Source organism: Pseudomonas sp. 008, from assembly GCF_016861935.1.
GTDB lineage: Bacteria > Pseudomonadota > Gammaproteobacteria > Pseudomonadales > Pseudomonadaceae > Aquipseudomonas.
Map to the genome: position 1 here is coordinate 495,409 of NZ_BOMA01000002.1, position 19,114 is coordinate 514,522.

The window sequence follows — 19,114 nt, forward strand, 5'->3', positions numbered from 1 at the left end:
GTGACTGCAGCGTCGGAGTTTTCTCTGCGCGCGATAGCCAGATTCAGGGAATGAAGTTGGCCTTTCAGTACGAGCCTGTATGGCCCAAGAACCAGGCGAAAACGCCAGTTTCAACTTCACCCTTGTAGACCGTCTTGCCCACCCCCATATTGGGGCGACTGACGCGTGAAGGAATCCAACTTGAGCGAACTTCTCAACCGCCGCCTGGCTCTGCTCGGCGAGCGCGCTAACCTCTCTCTGCTCGAACAGTGCCTTCACGGCATCGAACGTGAATGCCTGCGCGTGACAGGCGAAGGGCGCCTGGCGCAAACGCCGCACCCCGAAGCATTGGGTTCCGCGTTGACCAACGAACAAATCACCACTGACTACTCCGAGTCGCTGCTGGAGTTCATCACGCCGGCCCTGCCAGACCCGGCGGATACGCTGGCGAGCCTGGACAAGATTCACCGGTTTGCCTATAGCAAACTCGGCGACGAGTACCTGTGGAGTCCGTCGATGCCGTGCCCGTTGCCGGCCGAGGAAGACATCCCGATCGCCTATTACGGCACCTCCAACATCGGTCAGCTCAAGTACGTCTATCGCAAGGGCCTGGCCCTGCGTTACGGCAAGACCATGCAGTGCATCGCCGGGATCCACTACAACTTTTCCCTACCGGAAAAGCTCTGGCCGCTGCTCAAAGAGGCCGAAGGCTTTGTCGGCACCGATCGCGATTATCAGTCGTCGGCCTACATCGCACTGATCCGCAACTTCCGTCGCTACAGCTGGCTGCTGATGTACCTGTTCGGCGCCTCGCCGGCGCTGGACGCCGGTTTCCTGCGCGGTCGCTCGCACCAACTGGAACAGCTGGACCCGGACACTTTGTACCTGCCGTACGCCACCAGCCTGCGCATGAGCGATCTGGGTTACCAGAGCAACGCCCAGGCCGGTCTGACGCCGTGCTACAACGACCTGACCAGCTACACCGACAGCCTGCGCAAAGCGGTGGCTACGCCGTATCCAGCGTACGTCGAGGTGGGGACGCACAAGGACGGTGAGTGGGTTCAGCTCAACACCAACATCCTGCAGATCGAAAACGAGTACTACTCCAACATCCGCCCCAAGCGCGTGACCTACACCGGCGAACGGCCGATTCAGGCGCTGGTGGCCCGCGGTATTCAATACGTCGAAGTCCGCTGCCTGGACATCAACCCATTCCTGCCGATGGGCATCGACCTCACCGAATCACGGTTCCTCGACGCATTCCTGCTGTACTGCGCGCTGAACGACAGCCCACTGCTGACCAGTACCAGCTGCGGTAACGCAACGTCGAACTTCCTCAGCGTGGTCAAGGAAGGTCGTCGTCCAGGCCTGCAACTGCAACGCGACGGGCAAGCGGTGGACATGAAGGAATGGGCCGGCGAATTGCTGGAGAAGATTGCACCATTGGCGGCGCTGCTGGATCAGAGCCATGGCGGCGATGCCCACAGCAAGGCGCTGGACGCCCAAATGGCCAAGGTCCAGGACTCGTCCCTGACGCCATCGGCCCAGGTGCTGGCAGCGATGGCCGAGCACAAGGAAAGCTTCGCCCAGTTCTCCTTGCGCCAAAGCCAGGTGCATGCGGAGTTTTTCCGCAGCGAGCCGCTTTCAGGCGAAGAACAGGCCAGGTTTGAAGAGTTGGCGCGTTCGTCGTTGGCTCAACAGGCTGAGCTTGAACAGAACGAAGTCGGCGATTTCGATGTGTTTGTCGGAGCGTATCAGGCGAGCATTCTGGCGATCAGCAACTAAACTGCCAGAGCAGGTCCCCCTGTGGCGAGGCGGCGTTCCGACAAGCCCCCTCGCCACAACCGCCTTCCCTTAGAATTTTCCGCTCATATGCTAATTCTAAAAAGTTATTTATTTTAAGTTTCTTATATCATTTAGTCTCTTTTTCACGCCGACTCCCGGTCGTCTGAAAAGGAGCTTCCCCATGAAACTGACTTCCCCCCTTCGCCTCCTGGTGGCCGCGTCGCTGGCTGCGGCAAGTTTCCTGGCTCAGGCGGCAGATGTGACCGTCGCCTACCAGACCACCGTTGACCCGGCCAAAGTCGCCCAAGCCGACGGCGCCTACGAAAAAGCCACCAAAGCCAGTATCGACTGGCGAAAATTCGATAGCGGCGCCGACATCATCGCCGCCATCGCTTCCGGCGATGTGCAGATCGGCTATCTCGGTTCCAGCCCCCTGACGGCAGCAATCACCCGTAAAGTCCCGGTGGAAACCTTCCTCATCGCCACCCAGATCGGCGCCGCCGAAGCCTTGGTCGCGCGCGACGGGTCCGGGATCAAGACCCCACAAGACCTGATCGGCAAAAAAGTCGCCGTACCGTTCGTCTCCACCGGCCACTACAGCCTGCTGGCCGCGCTGAAGCACTGGAACATCGACCCGTCGAAAGTCACCGTGCTCAACCTCGCGCCGCCGGCCATCATCGCGGCATGGAAGCGCGGTGACATCGACGCCACCTACGTGTGGGACCCAGCGCTCGGTGTGGCCAAGGAAAACGGCAAAGTGCTGATCACTTCCGGCGAGTTGGCCAAGTTCGGCGCGCCGACCTTCGATGCCTGGATCGTGCGTAAGGACTTCGCCGAGAAGCATCCGGAAATCGTCACTGCGTTCGCCAAAGTGACCCTTGATGCCTACGCCGACTACCGCAAGGATCCGCAAGCCTGGCTGGCCAACCAAAGCAACGTCGACAAACTGGTGAAACTCTCCGGTGCCAAGGCCAGCGATATTCCGCTGCTGCTGCAAGGCAACGTGTATCCGCTGGCGGCTGATCAGGTGATCACCCTCGGCGCGCCGACCACCAAGGCCATTACCGACACCGCAGCGTTCCTCAAGGAACAGGGTAAGGTCGAGGCCGTGCTGCCGGACTACGCGCCGTACGTCAGCGCCAAGTACATCACCAACTGATCGGGAGTTAACCGCGATGGCTTTGCTACAGCTGGAGCGCATCAGTGCACAGTACCCCGGTGCAGCAGAACCTGTGCTGGCGGATATTTCCCTGAGCCTTGGGCCCCGGCAGTTGCTGGTCGCCCTCGGCCCTTCCGGCAGTGGCAAGACTTCGCTGTTGAACCTGATTGCCGGTTTCGTCGAGCCCAGCGCCGGGCGCATCACCCTTGACGGCGTGCCGGTCAAAGGCCCGAGCGCCGAGCGCGGCGTGGTGTTTCAGGACGACGCCCTACTGCCTTGGCAGGACGTGCTGGCCAACGTCGGCTTCGGCCTGGAACTGGCCGGCGCCGCGCGGGAAAAACGCGAACAGCGCGCCCGGGAAATGCTCGCGCTGGTAGACCTTTCCGGTTTCGAAAACCGCCGCATCTGGCAACTCTCGGGCGGGCAGAAACAACGTGTCGGCCTGGCCCGCGCTCTCGCCGCCGACCCTCGGGTGTTGCTGATGGACGAACCCTTCGGCGCCCTGGATGCCTTCACCCGCGAACAGATGCAGGAGCTGCTGTTGCAAATCTGGCAACGCACCGCCAAACCGGTGTTCCTGATTACCCACGATATTGAAGAAGCGGTGTTCCTCGCCACCGACCTGATTCTGCTGGCGCCGAATCCCGGGCAAGTCGTCGAGCGCCTGAGCCTGGATTTTGGCCAACGTTACGCCGCAGGGGAATCGGCGCGCTCGATCAAGTCCGACCCACGCTTTATCGAAACCCGCGAACACGTACTCGCCAAAGTGTTCTCCCAACGCAGTGCCGTCCAGCGGCAGGAGCGCGCATGAGCAGCTATGGAATTCCCGCCGCAACGGTGAAACCCGATTCAAAGGTGAAGGGCTCGGCGGTGATTGCGCTGCGCCGCCGTATCAGCACCCGCGGGGTCAGCGTGTTGACCCTGATCGCACTGTTGGCGATCTGGTGGGCCGTCACCGCCACCGGTTTGATCGAACCGCTGTTCCTGCCGCCACCCTCCGCCGTGCTGCAAAAAGGCTGGTTGCTGGTGACCAGCGGCTACATGGATTCGACCTTGTGGCAGCACTTGGGCGCAAGCCTCAGCCGCATCGGTTTGGGCCTGGGCTTCGCGGTGCTGACCGCCGTGCCAGTCGGCATTGCCATTGGCCACAACCGCATTGCTCGCGGCATTCTCGATCCGCTGATCGAGTTTTACCGCCCGATTCCGCCCTTGGCCTATTTGCCGCTGATCGTGATCTGGTGCGGCATCGGTGAGCTGTCGAAAGTCTTGCTGATCTACCTGGCGATCTTCGCCCCGATTGCCATCGCCACCGCCACCGGCGTACGCACCGTCGACCCGGCGAAATTGCGCGCCGCGCAGTCGTTGGGCGCAACTCGGGCGCAGTTGATTCGCCATGTGATTCTGCCCAGTGCCTTGCCGGACATTTTGACCGGTGTGCGCATTGGTTTGGGAGTGGGCTGGTCGACACTGGTCGCCGCCGAGTTGATCGCCGCCACCAGCGGTTTGGGGTTCATGGTGCAGTCGGCGGCGCAGTTCCTGGTCACCGATGTGGTGGTGCTGGGGATTCTGGTGATCGCGCTGATCGCCTTCGCCATGGAGATGGGTCTGCGCGCCCTGCAACGCAAACTGGTGCCGTGGCATGGCCAGGCTCACTGAATATTCATGTGTCGACACCCTGGATTGAAGAGAACCGCCATGAGTAACTTGACCATCGTCCCCCTCAGCTGCGCCCTCGGCGCGCAAATCAGCGGCGTCGACATCAGCCAGCCGCTGAACGTGGAACAACGCGACGCCATCGAACAGGCGCTGCTCAAGTATCAGGTGCTGTTCTTCCGTAACCAGCCGATCGAACCACAGCAACAGGCGCGATTCGCCGCTTATTTCGGCGACCTGCATATCCATCCGATCTACCCGAACGTGCCGGAACAACCGGAAGTGCTGATCCTCGACACCGCCATCACCGACGTGCGGGACAACGCGATCTGGCACACCGATGTGACGTTCCTGCCGACCCCGGCGATGGGCGCGGTGCTCAGCGCCAAGTTGCTGCCGGAGTTTGGCGGCGACACCCTGTGGGCCAGCGGCATTGCGGCGTATGAAGCGTTGTCCGCGCCGATGAAAACCTTGCTCGAAGGGCTGACCGCCACTCACGATTTCACCCGTTCGTTTCCACTGGAGCGCTATGGCAACACGCCGGAGGCGCTGGCCCAGTGGGAAGAAGCCAGGCGCAAGAACCCGCCGCTGTCACACCCGGTAATTCGCACGCACCCGGTGAGCGGGCGCCGGTCGTTATTCGTCAATGAGGGCTTCACATCGAAGATCAACGAACTGTCGGAAACCGAGAGCGAAGCGCTCCTGAAGTTTTTGTTCGCCCACGCCACACGGCCGGATTTCACCATCCGCTGGCGCTGGCAGAAAGACGACATCGCGTTCTGGGACAACCGCGTGACCCAGCATTACGCGGTGGATGATTACCGCCCGGCACGGCGGGTGATGCAGCGAGCGACGGTGTTGGGGGATGTGCCGTTTTTTCGCTGATCCGCCAGTTCCTGCTCGTTCCCACGCTGCGTGGGAACGAGCAGTACTCAGTTACTCAGCCATCGAAGGCTTCTCCCACAAATTGATCCCGCCCTCCTGGGCAAATCGATCAATCTCCGCCAGTTCTTCCACGCTAAAACTCAGGTTCTTCAGCGCACCGACGTTCTCGATGATCTGCTCCGGCCGGCTCGCGCCGATCAGCGCCGAGGTCACCCGTGGATCGCGCAGGGTCCAGGCCAACGCCAGTTGCGCCAGGCTCTGACCACGACGCTTGGCGATTTCATTGAGCGCCCGCACTTGGGCGATGTTGGCTTCGGACAGGTGAGAGGACTGCAATGAATCACCGCCCGGGCGATTGACCCGTGCATCCTTCGGAATGCCATTGAGGTATTTGTCGGTCAGCAGGCCCTGAGCCAACGGCGTGAAGGCGATCACGCCGGTACCGAGTTCGTCGGTGACATCCAGCAGGTCCTTTTCCACCCAGCGATTGAGCAGGTTGTAGGCCGGCTGGTGGATCAACAGCGGGACTTTCCACTCCTTGAGCAACGCGGCCATTTCCCGGGTTTTCACCCCGGAGTAAGACGAGATGCCAATGTACAACGCCTTGCCCTGTTGCACGGCCGTGGCCAGTGCGCTGGCAGTTTCTTCCAGCGGGGTGTCCGGGTCAAAACGGTGGGAATAGAAGATGTCCACGTAATCGAGGCCCAGGCGTTGCAGGCTCTGGTCGAGGCTGGCCAGCACATATTTGCGCGACCCGCCGCCCTGGCCGTAAGGGCCGGGCCACATGTCCCAACCGGCCTTGCTGGAGATGATCAGCTCATCGCGGTACTGCTTGAAGTCTTCGCGCAGCAAACGACCGAAGTTGATCTCGGCGCTGCCGTACGGCGGGCCATAGTTGTTGGCCAGGTCGAAGTGGTTGATGCCCAGATCGAACGCCGTGCGCAGCAACGAGCGCTGTATGTCGATCGGCGTGCTGTCGCCGAAGTTGTGCCACAGGCCCAGCGACAGTGCCGGCAGCACCAGTCCGCTGCGACCTACGCGGCGGTAAGGGATAGAGTCGTAGCGGTTTTCGGCAGCGGTGTAGGTCATCGAATCCTCTCTTGTGGGTCTTGAATGGGGTATCGACTGCTTTGCAAGCGGCCCAGCATACGCCCAGACAAACGCCAGGAAACCCCGGATTCGACTAATTGCTGAAACGTTTCATAGATTATTAAAAACTGAGCTCCCCCCATAGAGTCGATATCCACACCCAACGCTTACGCCGACAACTCACGTAGCGCGGCAGCCGCCAAAAAGCCAGACCTTGAGCTATATCGCTGATCTCGTCTGACCGTCTGATCGATACGCTCAAGCAACTGCTCAGGAAGCGTGGCATTGAAGCGCACCGACTTGCCGAAATAGGGTGTGATATCGAATTCGACCACACCCCACACACCGCCAGCGTAATCAGGGTTATCAAGATGAGCGTCAATTTCACGCACCTGCGGAAGTGGATCACCATCGGCGACCAGACCTTCGTAGTGCAAAGCCAACGCTTCTTTCACGTTTTCAAATGCCTGCGCCACTGTAGCGCCTGCGGAGAAGCATCCCGGCACGTCCGGGATAATCACTCCGTATTCTGAGTCGGCATCCTTGTGCAGAACGACCGGGAATTTCATTTCGATGACTTCTCTGTTGACAGAGATTGGACTGTAAAACAGAAACCAACACGCATACACACCATACACATCTTGCAAAGATCGCCATCAAACGGCACCCGCAAACACCTCCCCCAACCAATTCACAAACACTCGAACCCGTGGCGACATGTGTCGGTTATGCGGATACAACACCGAAACCGGCATCGATGGCGGCGGTGTGTCGGTGAGGATTTCCTGCACCAACCCTTGGCCAATCTGCGCTTCCATTCGGTAATGCGGGCACTGAATCAGCCCCAATCCGGCAATTGCCGAGGCCGCATAAATCTCCGCGCCGAACACCGACAACGCTCCCTCGATGGCCACTTCTTTCAGCTCGCCATCCACCATGAACTCGAATGGAAACAGCTTGGCCGTGGTGCGCGAAACGTAGTTCACCGCGCGGTGGTTTTTCAGGTCTTCGAGGTTTTTCGGTTCGCCGTATTTGCGCAGGTAAGCCGGGCTGGCGCAGGTGATCTGGCGCAGGTTGGCGACACGTTTACCGATTAGCGCCGAATCGCCCAAGGTGCCGGCGCGCAACACGCAATCAACGCCTTCGGCGATCAGGTCGACGAAGCGGTCGGCTTCGCTGATGGACAATTCGATGTCCGGGTAGCGCGACATGAATTGCGGCAACGCCGGGATTACAAAGTGCTTGGCCAACGTGCCATGCAGATCCACCCGTAATCGGCCTTTCGGCGCAACGCCGCGAAATGCCAGTTCGGCTTCTTCCAGTTCTGCCAACAACTGCACGCAACGCAAGTAGTACGCCTCGCCATCCAGCGTAGGACGGACCTTGCGCGTGCTGCGCTCCAGTAAACGGGTACCGAGCCAGGCTTCGAACTGATTCAGCGTATGGGTCAGGGTGGCACGCGGCAGGTTCAGGTCATCGGCCGCCAGCGTGAAGCTGCTGCGCTCGTAGATCCGCACGAAAACCTTCATCGCCTTGACTTGATCCATACGGCGCTCCTGACGATCGATTGTTGGCGATTATTGAACAGTCAAGGCAACTCTCGTGCATTTATCGCCCTGAGTAAACATGTGAATCTGGCTCCACACCCCCCCACTCCAAGGAATCAACGCCATGACTACTCAAACTTCGAAAGTTGCCATCGTGACCGGCGCCTCCCGCGGCATTGGTGCCGTGATCGCCCAGCAACTGGCCGCCCAAGGTTTCGCCGTCGCCATCAACTACGCTAACAGCGCCACCGAGGCGTCGGCACTGGTGGTAAAACTACGTCAGGCCGGTCACCGGGCCATAGCGATCAAGGCTGATGTGGCCAACGCCGACGATGTACGCCGGCTGTTCGACGAAGCCGAAACCCAACTGGGCAAGGTCGACGTGCTGGTCAATAACGCCGGCATCCTCAAAGTGCTGCCGCTGGCGCAACACAGCGACGAACTGTTCGACCAGAACTTCAACATCCACGCTCGCGGCACTTTCAACACTCTGCGTGAAGCGGCAACGCGCCTGAACAGCGGTGGCCGGATCATCAACTTCTCCAGCAGCACCGTCGGCATGAACCTGCCGGGCTATGCGGTGTACATTGCCAGCAAGGCGGCAGTGGAATCCCTGACCCAGGTGTTCGCCAAGGAAATGCGCGGTCGCAACATCACCGTCAACGCCGTGGCCCCGGGCCCGGTCGCCACCGACCTGTTCCTGCACGGCAAGAGCGAAGAACAGATCCAGACCTTCGCCAAGATGCCACCGCTGGAACGCCTGGCTCAGCCAGAAGACATCTCCCGCGTCGTGTCCTTCCTGGTCGGCCCGGATTCGGCCTGGGTCAACGGGCAAATCCTGCGCGTTAACGGCGGGTTGGTTTAACTATGCTCGATGTATTGGGCTGAATCCGTAAGGCAGCACACATCTGAAGGGCGGAACGCATCATGCACACCACGATCATCATCTTCTTCGGCCTGGTCCTGCTGGCACTGATGCTGTTCATCGGCGAGAAAATCGGTTTCTCCCGTCAGACCCTGGCCTACAGTTTTGTCGTGCTGTGGCTGGCGTTGACCTTGATCAACAGCGCAGTCGGCATGGTCATCGCCGGCCAACCGTTGAGTGCGGAACTGGTGGTGGGCAGCGCGGTGTTCGGCGTACCGGTGGCGGCACTGGTGCTGTTCATGGTGTTGAGCAGCGAGACCTGAGCGCCACCGGTCGATCAACGCACCAAATGCAAAAACTGCATGTGCCGTTCGTACTGGTCGAGGATGTCGTTGATCACCTGATCCTTGGTGTAACCCACCAGATCGTAGTCCTGACTGCCCTCGCGCAAATGCACTTCGGCACGGTGGTAGCGACGGTTGTTGAGTTGCTTGGAACCCATGCCACCCCGGGCGAAAGACGGGGTGAAGTAACCGCGCATCTGCACCTGATAAATGAACGGATGCAACTCGCCGTGACCGATTTCCAGGCTGACGTTGTCGTTGGCTGGGTCGGGCTGAGTGACCACGTGCAACCCCTTCTCGACAAACACCGCCGTCACTTCCTCGATCGCCGGGCGCACCGTGGTATCTAGGAAGCGATAGACCTCATCCCGAGACGGAAAATGCACCGCCTGACTCAAGCGCTGACGCCATCCACCGCGTCGCGAACCGGACACCGGCGCCAGGGAATGCAGTTGCGCGATCTGCTTCTGCGACTCCAGATAAAACGCCTTGTGCAGGCCCCACATCATCAGCAGCAAAATCATCGAGAACGGTAACGACGTCAGCACCACCGCCGACTTCAAGGCGTCGATGCTGCCGGAGAACAGCAGTGCGCTGGTCACCAGTGCCGTCATCGCGCCCCAGAACACTCGCAGCCATTTCGGCCCGTCCTCATCGGGATTGCCACCCTTGGCGGACAAGGTCGACAACACCACGGTGCCGGAGTCGGCGGAGGTGACGAAGAACACGAAGCTGATGAACACCGTGACCGCGATCACGGTTTTGCTCCACGGGTAGGTCTCCAGCAACAGGTAAAGCGTCATCGACGGGTTGTCGATGGCCGACATGCCGAGCGCGCTCATGCCGTGGTTGAGCACCTGATCGATGGCGCTGTTGCCGAAGATCGACATCCACGCCAGGGTGAAACCGAGCGGGATCAGCAGCACGCCGAAGACGAATTCGCGGATGGTCCGGCCACGGGAAATCCGCGCAATGAACAGGCCCACGAACGGCGACCATGCAATCCACCAGGCCCAGTAGAACACCGTCCAGCCGCCCAGCCAGTCGCTGGGTTTGTCATAGGCGTAGAGGTCGAAGCTCTTCATCGGCAAGGCGCCGAGGTAATCGCCGAGGTTCTGGATCAGGGTATTGAGCAAGTGCTGGGTGGGGCCGGCGAACAACACGAACAGCAGCAGCGCACAGGCCAACAGCATGTTGATGTCGGACATCACCCGCACGCCTTTATCGACGCCAGACACCGCGACGATGATCGCCGCGCCCATCATCAGCGTGATCAGGCCCACCTGAATCCACTGGGTGTGGGCGATGCCGAACAGGTAGTCCAGGCCGGAGTTGAGGTGCAATACGCCAAAGCCCATGTCGGCACCGAGGCCGAACACCGTGGCGATGATGCCGAAGCCGTCCACTGCGTAACCGATGGGCCCGTTGATGCGCTTGCCGATCAGCGGGTACAGCGCCGAACGCAGGGCCAGCGGCAGGTTATGTCGATAGGCGAAATAGGCCAGCGCCATGCCGACGAAGGCGAACACGCCCCAGCCGTGCAGGCCCCAGTGCAGAAACAGAATCTGCATCGCCTGACGCGCCGCCTCCGCCGTACCGGCCTCGCCTTGCGGTGGTTGCACCAAATGCGTAAGTGGTTCGGACACGCAAAAGAAAAACAGCGTGATGCTGATCCCGGCGGCGAACAGCATGCCGGCCCAGGACAAGTAACTGAATTCGGGCTCGTCGTGGTCGGCACCGAGCTTGATCTTGCCGTAGCCGGACAAGGCGGTGACCACCACGAAGACCAGATACAGCGTCATCGCGAGCATGTAGTACCAGCCGACCGTATTGGCCGCCCAGTTTTGCGCTTGCAACAGCCAGGCACCGGCCTGTTCGGGGATCGCCATGACCACGACGGCGAACAACAAAATGAAGGTCGCCGCGAAATAAAACACCGGCGGATTCATGCGGACCTGGCCGCTTGCGGGGATGGACGATGCACTCACGAAAGGTGCACCTCGAGGGGGGAAAACGTGGCTGTAAAAATCGGACTCAGCAAAGGCAAGCCTCCTGTTGTGAGCGGGCGGCGAACCACCGGTTTAACTTGAATGAACGTTCAAGTTAAACATGAATAGGGTGCTAAGGACTAATCGCAGGGCTCGGCGGTCGCTTTTCTGCGCGAGTGCAAGGAAGGGTATGACGCGGGGTTTACGGGATTTGTTCTGTGGAAAATTAGCTGGATGCCATTATCTCGGTTTGGCTTGAAACCATTCGCGGGCAAGCCTCGCTCCTACAGATTTTGTGTCGGTCGCCAAGTCCCCGATCGACACTGATGTAGGAGCGAGGCTTGCCCGCGAAGACTGCATGTCAGTCAGCAAATATCAGGGAGCCTTACTTCTGCGTCCCGTCATCATGCTGCAGATTCGCCTGGGTCAGGTTGCACCCCGCTGGCACGCTGCGGGTCAGCCAGACGTTGCCACCAATCGTCGAGCCCTTGCCGATGGTGATCCGTCCCAGAATCGTCGCGCCGGCATAGATCACCACGTCGTCCTCGACGATCGGATGCCGCGGATGGCCTTTCTGCAACTGACCGTCTTCGTCCGCCGGGAAGCGCTTGGCACCCAAGGTCACCGCCTGATAAATCCGCACACGCTCGCCAATGATTGCAGTCTCGCCGATCACCACACCCGTGCCGTGGTCGATGAAGAAACTGCGACCGATCTGCGCGCCAGGGTGGATGTCGATACCGGTGGCCGAGTGGGCGATTTCCGCGCTGATCCGCGCCAGCAACGGCAACCCGGCGCGGTACAAATGGTGGGCCAGGCGATGGTGAATCACCGCCAGGATTCCCGGGTAGCACAGCAACACTTCATCGACACTGCGAGCCGCCGGATCGCCGTGATAGGCCGCCAGCACATCGGTGTCCAACAGGCTGCGCAATTCCGGCAGAGCGAGGGCGAAGTCCTGAATGATCCGGATGGCCTTGGCTTCGACTTCAGAATCGCCCCCGGCACTGTGACGAGCGACGTAGCGCAATTCGAGCCGCGCCTGAGCCAGCAATGCATTCAACGCCACGTCGAGTGTGTGGCCGACGTAGAAGTCCTCACTCTCCTCGCGCAAATCCACCGGCCCCAGACGCATCGGAAACAACGCACCGCACAAGGCTTCGAGAATGTCCGCCATGGCCGCTCGGGACGGCAACTCGCGACCGCCCTGCTCGGTGCTGGCGCGGCCGTTTTGTGCGCGCCACTGGTCGCGCGCCGTACGCAGTTGGCTGACGATGGTCTGCAATTGCCAATGGCTGGAACGCTCGCTCACGGTAAAAACTCCTCACGGGCGGCCGGACTGTCTGGCCGCACTGACGGCGATTACTTTACGGCAACGACTTGCAGCCGAATTAAGAACCAATAGTGCTGTTAACAATACTTTTGGCTATAAGCGATTGGCAGTTGCCCCACTAAATACCCGTGCCTATAGTCCTGACATCTTCCTCCGCCAGTACGGACCCATGATCAAACAACAGCTTGCCCGTTTTAACCGCCTCGACCTGCTCGGTCACCCTACCCCGTTGGAAAAACTCGAACGTCTGTCGACCTGGCTGGGCCGCGATGTGTACGTCAAACGCGATGACCTGACGCCATTGGCACTGGGCGGCAACAAGCTGCGCAAACTCGAATACCTCGCCGCCGATGCCCTGGCTCAGGGCGCCGATACACTGATCACCGCTGGCGCGATCCAATCCAACCACGTGCGCCAAACCGCCGCCATTGCGGCCAAGCTTGGCCTGGGCTGCGTGGCGCTGCTGGAGAACCCGCTCGGGACTGACGATAGCAACTACCTCGGCAATGGCAATCGGCTGTTGCTGGACCTGTTCGATGCCAAGGTCGAACTGGTGGAAAACCTCGACAACGCTGACGAGCAATTGCAAGCGCTGGCCGCACGTCTGCGCAGCAATGGCAAGAAACCCTATCTGGTGCCGATTGGTGGCTCCAATGCGGTGGGCGCGTTGGGTTATGTCCGTGCGGGTCTGGAACTGGCCGAGCAGATCAAGGACACCGGGCTGCAATTCGCCGCCGTAGTCCTGGCTTCCGGCAGTGCCGGCACCCATAGCGGGCTGGCGCTGGCATTGAGCGAAGTACTGCCGGATTTGCCAGTCATCGGCGTGACCGTTTCCCGTAGCGATGAAGCTCAACGACCGAAAGTCCAGGGCCTCGCCGAACGCACTGCCGAGCTGTTGGGCGTGGGTCTGCCGGCGAGTTTCAAAGTAGAACTGTGGGACGAATATTTCGGCCCGCGTTATGGCGAGCCGAATGCCGGGACGCTGGCGGCGGTGAAGCTGTTGGCGAGCCAGGAAGGGTTGTTGCTGGACCCGGTGTATACCGGCAAGGCCATGGCCGGTTTGCTCGACGGCATCGGGCGCCAGCGCTTCGATGACGGCCCGATCATCTTCCTGCACACCGGCGGGGCGCCGGCGTTGTTTGCCTACAAAGACTTTTTATAGCCGATAGTCCTGTGGCGAGGGGGCTTGCCCCCGTTGGGTCGCGCAGCGGCCCCTTGTGTCCGGCAGTCATATCGAGTCAGCAGACATTACGACTGCTTCGCAGCCGAACGGGGGCAAGCCCCCTCGCCACAGGAATGCAATCCTCAAATATTCATTTAAAGAATAACAAACTTAATATTTATTATTTTCCTATCTAAAGACGACATCATATAGTCGCGCCGCAGGCGAATTTGCAGCGAGACGCATAAGCTGCTTTAGGGCAGGATATCGCAGTCGTTCAAATCCCGAATTTGCCAACTTTCCTTAAGCGTCTTCCATAAGAAAACACAGGGGCTTGTCATGAATTTTTCCGCACTACGTAGAAATCTGCTGGTGGGCTCGTTGGGCCTGGCGCTGAGCGCCGGCCTGCTCGGGCAAGCGGTTGCCGGAGAGCAACTGCAAAAGATCAAGGACGCGGGCGTGATCAACGTCGGCCTGGAAGGCACTTATCCACCGTTCAGCTTCGTCGACGAGGCCGGCAAACTGAGCGGCTTCGAAGTCGAGTTCTCCGAAGCCTTGGCCAAAGAGCTGGGCGTGAAGGTCAAACTGCAGCCGACCAAATGGGAAGGCATCCTCGCGGCCCTGGAATCCAAACGTCTGGACGCGGTGATCAACCAGGTGACCATCACCGAAGAGCGCAAGAAGAAGTACGACTTCTCCGAGCCGTACACTGTTTCCGGGATTCAGGCCCTGACCCTGACCAAAAACAAAGACACCATCAAGACCGCCGCCGATCTGGCCGGCAAGAAAGTCGGCGTAGGCCTGGGCACCAACTACGAGCAGTGGGTGAAAGAGAATGTGCCTAAGGCTGACGTCCGCACCTACGAAGATGACCCGAGCAAGTTCCAGGATCTGCGCGTCGGCCGCATCGACGCCATTCTGATCGACCGCCTGGCCGCGCTGGAATACGCCAGGAAGGCCAAGGACACTGCCGCCGCCGGCGAAGCGTTCTCCCGCCAAGAGGCCGGTATTGCCCTGCGCAAAGGCGAGCCTGAACTGCTGGCCGCGGTGAACAAAGCCATCGACAAGCTGCGTGCCGACGGTACGCTGAAAAAGCTTTCGGAAAAATACTTCAGCGCTGACGTCACTCAATAATGGGAGAAGCTTTCCAACTCGCGCTGGACTCCGCGCCCTTCCTGCTCAAGGGCGCGTACTACACGGTCATCCTGAGCCTGGGCGGGATGTTTTTCGGCCTGCTGATGGGCTTCGGCCTGGCATTGATGCGCCTGTCGCGCTTCAAACTGGTGAGCTGGATTTCCCGCATCTACGTGTCGTTCTTTCGCGGCACGCCGTTGCTGGTGCAACTGTTCGTGATCTATTACGGCTTGCCGCAATTGGGCATCGAACTTGATCCGCTGCCGGCCGCCCTGATCGGCTTCTCGCTGAACATGGCAGCCTACGCCTGCGAAATCCTGCGTGCCGCGATCAGCTCCATCGAGCGCGGCCAATGGGAAGCTGCGGCCAGTATCGGCATGACCCGCGCGCAAACCCTGCGCCGGGCCATTCTGCCGCAAGCGATGCGCACGGCCCTGCCACCGTTGGGCAACAGCTTCATCTCGCTGGTCAAGGACACCGCGCTGGCGGCCACCATTCAGGTGCCGGAGCTGTTCCGCCAGGCGCAGCTGATCACCGCCCGTACCTTCGAAATTTTCACCATGTATCTTGCCGCCGCGCTGATCTACTGGGTTCTGGCCACGGTGCTTTCGCACCTGCAGAACAAGTTGGAAGAGCGGGTCAATCGGCACGACCAGGAGTCCTGACCCAATGATTGTCGTGGAAAAACTGACAAAGCAGTTCAAGGGTCAGGTGGTGCTCAACGGCATCGATCTGCAGGTGAAGGAAGGCGAGGTGGTGGCAATCATCGGCCCCAGCGGCTCGGGCAAGACCACGTTCCTGCGTTGCCTGAATTTTCTGGAAGAACCCACCAGCGGCCGGATCAAGGTCGGCGACATCGAGATCGATGGCAGCCGTCCCCTGAACCAGCAGCAGAGCCTGGTACGACGCCTTCGCCAGCACGTGGGTTTTGTGTTCCAGAACTTCAATCTGTTCCCCCATCGCACAGCCTTGGAAAACGTCATCGAAGGCCCGATCGTGGTGAAAAAAATCCCACGAGCCGACGCCGTTGCCTTGGGTAAAAAGCTGTTGGCCAAGGTCGGCCTGGCGGGCAAGGAAGACGCTTACCCGCGACGCCTCTCCGGCGGTCAGCAACAGCGTGTGGCGATTGCCCGGGCGCTGGCGATGGAACCGGAAGTGATCCTGTTCGATGAACCGACCTCGGCGCTGGACCCGGAATTGGTGGGCGAAGTATTGGCGACCATCCGCGGCCTGGCTGAAGAGAAACGCACCATGGTGATCGTCACCCACGAGATGGGGTTTGCTCGGGACGTGGCCAACCGTGTGGTGTTTTTCGACAAGGGTGTGATTGTCGAACAGGGCGAAGCCAAGGCGCTCTTTGCCAACCCGAAAGAAGAACGGACGAAGCAGTTTCTCAGCAAGTTCCTTAACAACGCTTAATTCAATTCCCACTCAAAACTGTCAACTTCCATGGATGGAAGTGACACTTTCTCCGACTTATAAAATCCTGCATTCGTCTTCAACAACTGCCTTGATTAATTCCAAATCGTAGATAACTTCCCACCCTCCCATGCGGTACATATATATGTCCTGCAACAGATTCATCTCGCTTAAAATCCATAAAAACCCTCGCCACCCACAGTCAATGGGTTGCTACCTCCAAGGCGTGCAGCCCATCAAATATTGGACTAAATTCGACAGAGCATTGGGGTTTATTAACTGCACTGCGTAGGAGATTTCTGAATAACCCAAGAACCAACCTTTAACCAATAAACACTATTGACACCTATTCGAACCCACTCTTATCTAGTCTCCAACAAGCGACTTTCATCAAACTCGATCACTCTTCAAATACACAAAAAGTGAATCGTTTTGTTGCCTGGTAATTCACGCCTTTCGATCTTTCAGAAACGGACTTCGCGGTAAGGCTTCAAGGAGAGAACCCCATGACAAGCACTTCGAACAAACCCGACCTTGCAGCCCCGACCCTGGCGCAAACTCACAAGGCCGGCATCAGCATCACCTCGGCCGCTCATCTAATGATCGACGTGCCGCCTTATCCAGGCATGGACGAAGGCGACCTGATCGAGCTGTTCTGGAACAACTGCTACGTGGCCTCCAGCCTGGTGGGGACTGACCATGGCGGCAAAGCGGTGAGCCTGCGGGTGCCGGAAAGCTTCATTGCCAACGGTTCTGCTCGCGTCCATTACAAGGTCATGCAGATCGGGCAAGGGCCAGCGATATCACCGGCGGCGCGCGTCCAGATCAAACTCGATTGCCCCGGCGGCCTACCCTCGCCCCTTTGCGATGAGGAAAACCAGAGCCTGGCGCCGGTGTTCATTCCCGAGACCATTCGCCGTCAGGGGGTCAATCCGAACCAGGTCAAGCGCGGTGTGCCATTGACCATCGAACCCTACCTGAACATGGCCGCCGACGACGAAATCACCCTGCGCTGGGGCGATGTGCGCATGGACCTGCCCAAACTCAAGGCCGACGATGTGGGTCAGCCGATCCACGTCTGGGTGCCACCGGCAATCATTCTCGAAGCCGGCGAAGACCTTCGACTGGAAGTGACCTACTGCATCCTTGACCGGGTGGGTAACAACTCGCGCTGGGCACCGGCACGCACACTGAAAATCGGCTGTGCCAATCCTTACCTGAAAGTGCCGCCCAAAGAAGTGCTCAAAGCCGCAGAACCCAGAAAGCGGTGAGGCCCTGTAGCAGCTGGCGAAGCCAGCTGCTACAGGGAAGAGACTGATACCTCTTCTATCTATATTCCTAAAAGTTAGTTCATAAATTATTTATACGCGTTTAGGGTATATGCACCGGACCACCGGACATTCGTGTTTTTCGTTCGCCGCAACACCTGCGGCGTTTTCATGAGATGTGAGGTAGGTATGGTCCGGAACACAATCACCCCAGTGCAAATCGCCAGGGCATTGCGTGCAGCCAAGGAGCGGCACTGATGTCCAGTCTGGCAGATGCAATCGTTCAGAGTGATCTGGACATCGCCCCATTGTTGTTGCCCGCGCAGATCTTGCGCAACGACGCACAAGCCATCAAGGCTGCCCAAGAGCTGGCGCAAGTCGCGCGCCTGCAAGCCGCCAAACGTGACCAGCAGCGCAAGTTGCCCTGGTCGGAAATCGAACAGTTCACCCGCAGCGGCTTGGGCAGCATTGCCATCCCGCGTGAGTACGGCGGCCCACAGGTTTCATTCGTCACCGTTGCCGAAGTCTTCGCGATCATTTCCGCAGCCGACCCGGCCTTGGGGCAGATCCCGCAGAACCAGTTCGGGATTCTCAACCTGATACTGGGCAGTGCCACCGAGTCGCAGAAAAAACAGCTGTTCAAAAGCGTGCTCGAAGGCTGGCGGATCGGTAACGCAGGCCCTGAGCGCGGTACCAAAAATACCCTGGAGCTCAAGGCGCGAATCACTGCCGACGGCGACGGCTTCGTCATCAACGGGCAGAAGTTCTACTCCACCGGCGCCTTGTTCGCCCACTGGGTGGCCGTCAAGGCGCTGAACGATGACGGCAAGCAAGTGTTGGCCTTCGTTCGTCGTGGCACCCCGGGCCTGCGCATCGTCGATGACTGGTCGGGTTTCGGCCAGCGCACCACCGCCAGCGGCACCATATTGCTCAACAACGTGCGGGTCGACGCCGAGCTGGTGGTGGATAACTGGAGGATCAACGACAGCCCGAACACTCAGGGCGCCGTGTCGCAACTGATTCAAGCGGCCATCGACGCCGGCATCGCCCGGGGCGCTATCGATGACGCCATCGAATTCGTGAAAACCCGTGCCCGGCCCTGGATCGACGCCAAGGTCGACCGGGCCAGCGACGACCTCTACGTGATCGCCGATATCGGCAAGCTGAAAATCGAACTGCACGCCGCCGAAGCGCTGCTGCGCAAGGCCGGGCAAGTGCTCGATCAGGTCAACGCCGCGCCGCTCACCGCCGAGTCTGCGGCACGCGCCTCAATTGCCGTTGCCGAGGCCAAAGTGCTGACCACCGAGATCTCGCTGCTGGCCAGCGAAAAACTCTTCGAACTGGCCGGCAGCCGCGCCACCCTCGCCGAGTTCAACCTCGACCGCCACTGGCGCAATGCCCGGGTGCACACGCTGCACGACCCGGTGCGCTGGAAGTATCACGCGGTTGGCGCTTATCACTTGAACGGCACGTTGCCGGCTCGCCACTCCTGGATTTAACGACC

18 protein-coding genes are annotated in these 19,114 nt (G+C 59.7%); 13 read left to right on the forward strand and 5 right to left on the reverse strand.

Annotated features, from left to right (window positions below; genetic code table 11):
* Positions 1 to 180 precede the first annotated feature (180 nt).
* The 5 genes from gshA (at position 181) to tauD (ending at position 5,461) form a co-directional block, all read left to right on the forward strand.
* Positions 181 to 1,764 carry a glutamate--cysteine ligase gene (gshA, locus tag JUI81_RS06850; protein WP_019581741.1) on the forward strand — a complete coding sequence of 528 codons (1,584 nt, stop codon included), beginning with the start codon at positions 181 to 183 and terminating at the stop codon, positions 1,762 to 1,764.
* 181 nt (positions 1,765 to 1,945) lie between these two features.
* Positions 1,946 to 2,923, forward strand: coding sequence for a taurine ABC transporter substrate-binding protein (gene tauA / locus JUI81_RS06855; RefSeq protein WP_019581740.1), 978 nt, complete (start codon positions 1,946 to 1,948; stop codon positions 2,921 to 2,923).
* Positions 2,924 to 2,939: 16 nt separating this feature from the next.
* Entirely contained in the window at positions 2,940 to 3,734 is a 795-nt protein-coding gene (gene tauB, locus JUI81_RS06860) for a taurine ABC transporter ATP-binding subunit (protein ID WP_019581739.1), read from the forward strand.
* On the forward strand, positions 3,731 to 4,579 hold the full coding sequence (tauC, locus tag JUI81_RS06865) for a taurine ABC transporter permease TauC (protein WP_019581738.1): 849 nt from the start codon (positions 3,731 to 3,733) through the stop codon (positions 4,577 to 4,579). The genes tauB and tauC overlap by 4 nt, the downstream gene beginning before the upstream one ends.
* A 39-nt stretch (positions 4,580 to 4,618) precedes the next feature.
* Positions 4,619 to 5,461 carry a taurine dioxygenase gene (gene tauD / locus JUI81_RS06870; RefSeq protein WP_019581737.1) on the forward strand — a complete coding sequence of 281 codons (843 nt, stop codon included), beginning with the start codon at positions 4,619 to 4,621 and terminating at the stop codon, positions 5,459 to 5,461.
* Between the two features lie 51 nt (positions 5,462 to 5,512).
* Here tauD and mgrA read toward each other — a convergent pair whose 3' ends face one another.
* The 3 genes from mgrA to JUI81_RS06885 form a co-directional block, all read right to left on the reverse strand.
* Positions 5,513 to 6,550 carry an L-glyceraldehyde 3-phosphate reductase gene (gene mgrA / locus JUI81_RS06875; protein ID WP_019581736.1) on the reverse strand — a complete coding sequence of 346 codons (1,038 nt, stop codon included), beginning with the start codon at positions 6,548 to 6,550 and terminating at the stop codon, positions 5,513 to 5,515.
* Between the two features lie 167 nt (positions 6,551 to 6,717).
* Positions 6,718 to 7,119, reverse strand: coding sequence for a type II toxin-antitoxin system HicB family antitoxin (locus JUI81_RS06880; protein WP_007903104.1), 402 nt, complete (start codon positions 7,117 to 7,119; stop codon positions 6,718 to 6,720).
* Between the two features lie 87 nt (positions 7,120 to 7,206).
* Positions 7,207 to 8,097: a LysR family transcriptional regulator gene (locus JUI81_RS06885; RefSeq protein WP_204123971.1), complete on the reverse strand. Its 891-nt coding sequence runs from the start codon at positions 8,095 to 8,097 to the stop codon at positions 7,207 to 7,209.
* 124 nt (positions 8,098 to 8,221) lie between these two features.
* Between JUI81_RS06885 and JUI81_RS06890 the strand changes: the two genes are divergently transcribed.
* Together JUI81_RS06890 and JUI81_RS06895 are read left to right on the forward strand one after the other, a co-directional pair.
* Complete coding sequence (locus tag JUI81_RS06890; RefSeq protein ID WP_086944166.1) at positions 8,222 to 8,962, forward strand: SDR family oxidoreductase; 741 nt, start codon at positions 8,222 to 8,224, stop codon at positions 8,960 to 8,962.
* A 62-nt stretch (positions 8,963 to 9,024) separates the two neighbouring features.
* Complete coding sequence (locus JUI81_RS06895; RefSeq protein WP_019581733.1) at positions 9,025 to 9,285, forward strand: hypothetical protein; 261 nt, start codon at positions 9,025 to 9,027, stop codon at positions 9,283 to 9,285.
* A 14-nt stretch (positions 9,286 to 9,299) separates the two neighbouring features.
* Here the strand turns inward: JUI81_RS06895 and betT are convergent, their stop codons facing one another.
* Both betT and epsC read right to left on the reverse strand, forming a co-directional pair.
* Positions 9,300 to 11,255 carry a choline transporter BetT gene (betT, locus tag JUI81_RS06900; RefSeq protein ID WP_204124005.1) on the reverse strand — a complete coding sequence of 652 codons (1,956 nt, stop codon included), beginning with the start codon at positions 11,253 to 11,255 and terminating at the stop codon, positions 9,300 to 9,302.
* A 424-nt stretch (positions 11,256 to 11,679) separates the two neighbouring features.
* Entirely contained in the window at positions 11,680 to 12,606 is a 927-nt protein-coding gene (gene epsC / locus JUI81_RS06905; RefSeq protein WP_007939563.1) for a serine O-acetyltransferase EpsC, read from the reverse strand.
* Between the two features lie 190 nt (positions 12,607 to 12,796).
* On the opposite strand from epsC, the gene JUI81_RS06910 reads away from it, so the two are divergent.
* The 6 genes from JUI81_RS06910 (at position 12,797) to JUI81_RS06935 (ending at position 19,109) form a co-directional block, all read left to right on the forward strand.
* Positions 12,797 to 13,789, forward strand: a complete 993-nt coding sequence (locus tag JUI81_RS06910) for a D-cysteine desulfhydrase (RefSeq protein ID WP_019581731.1) — start codon at positions 12,797 to 12,799, stop codon at positions 13,787 to 13,789.
* Positions 13,790 to 14,128: 339 nt separating this feature from the next.
* Positions 14,129 to 14,923 (forward strand): cystine ABC transporter substrate-binding protein, encoded by a 795-nt coding sequence (tcyJ, locus tag JUI81_RS06915; RefSeq protein ID WP_019581730.1) that lies wholly within the window; start codon positions 14,129 to 14,131, stop codon positions 14,921 to 14,923.
* Positions 14,923 to 15,588, forward strand: a complete 666-nt coding sequence (tcyL, locus tag JUI81_RS06920; RefSeq protein ID WP_007939566.1) for a cystine ABC transporter permease — start codon at positions 14,923 to 14,925, stop codon at positions 15,586 to 15,588. The genes tcyJ and tcyL overlap by 1 nt, the downstream gene beginning before the upstream one ends.
* A 4-nt stretch (positions 15,589 to 15,592) precedes the next feature.
* Complete coding sequence (gene tcyN / locus JUI81_RS06925; protein ID WP_007939567.1) at positions 15,593 to 16,342, forward strand: L-cystine ABC transporter ATP-binding protein TcyN; 750 nt, start codon at positions 15,593 to 15,595, stop codon at positions 16,340 to 16,342.
* 506 nt (positions 16,343 to 16,848) lie between these two features.
* On the forward strand, positions 16,849 to 17,613 hold the full coding sequence (locus JUI81_RS06930) for a hypothetical protein (RefSeq protein ID WP_019581728.1): 765 nt from the start codon (positions 16,849 to 16,851) through the stop codon (positions 17,611 to 17,613).
* A gap of 254 nt (positions 17,614 to 17,867) precedes the next feature.
* On the forward strand, positions 17,868 to 19,109 hold the full coding sequence (locus JUI81_RS06935; protein ID WP_204123972.1) for an SfnB family sulfur acquisition oxidoreductase: 1,242 nt from the start codon (positions 17,868 to 17,870) through the stop codon (positions 19,107 to 19,109).
* Positions 19,110 to 19,114 lie beyond the last annotated feature (5 nt).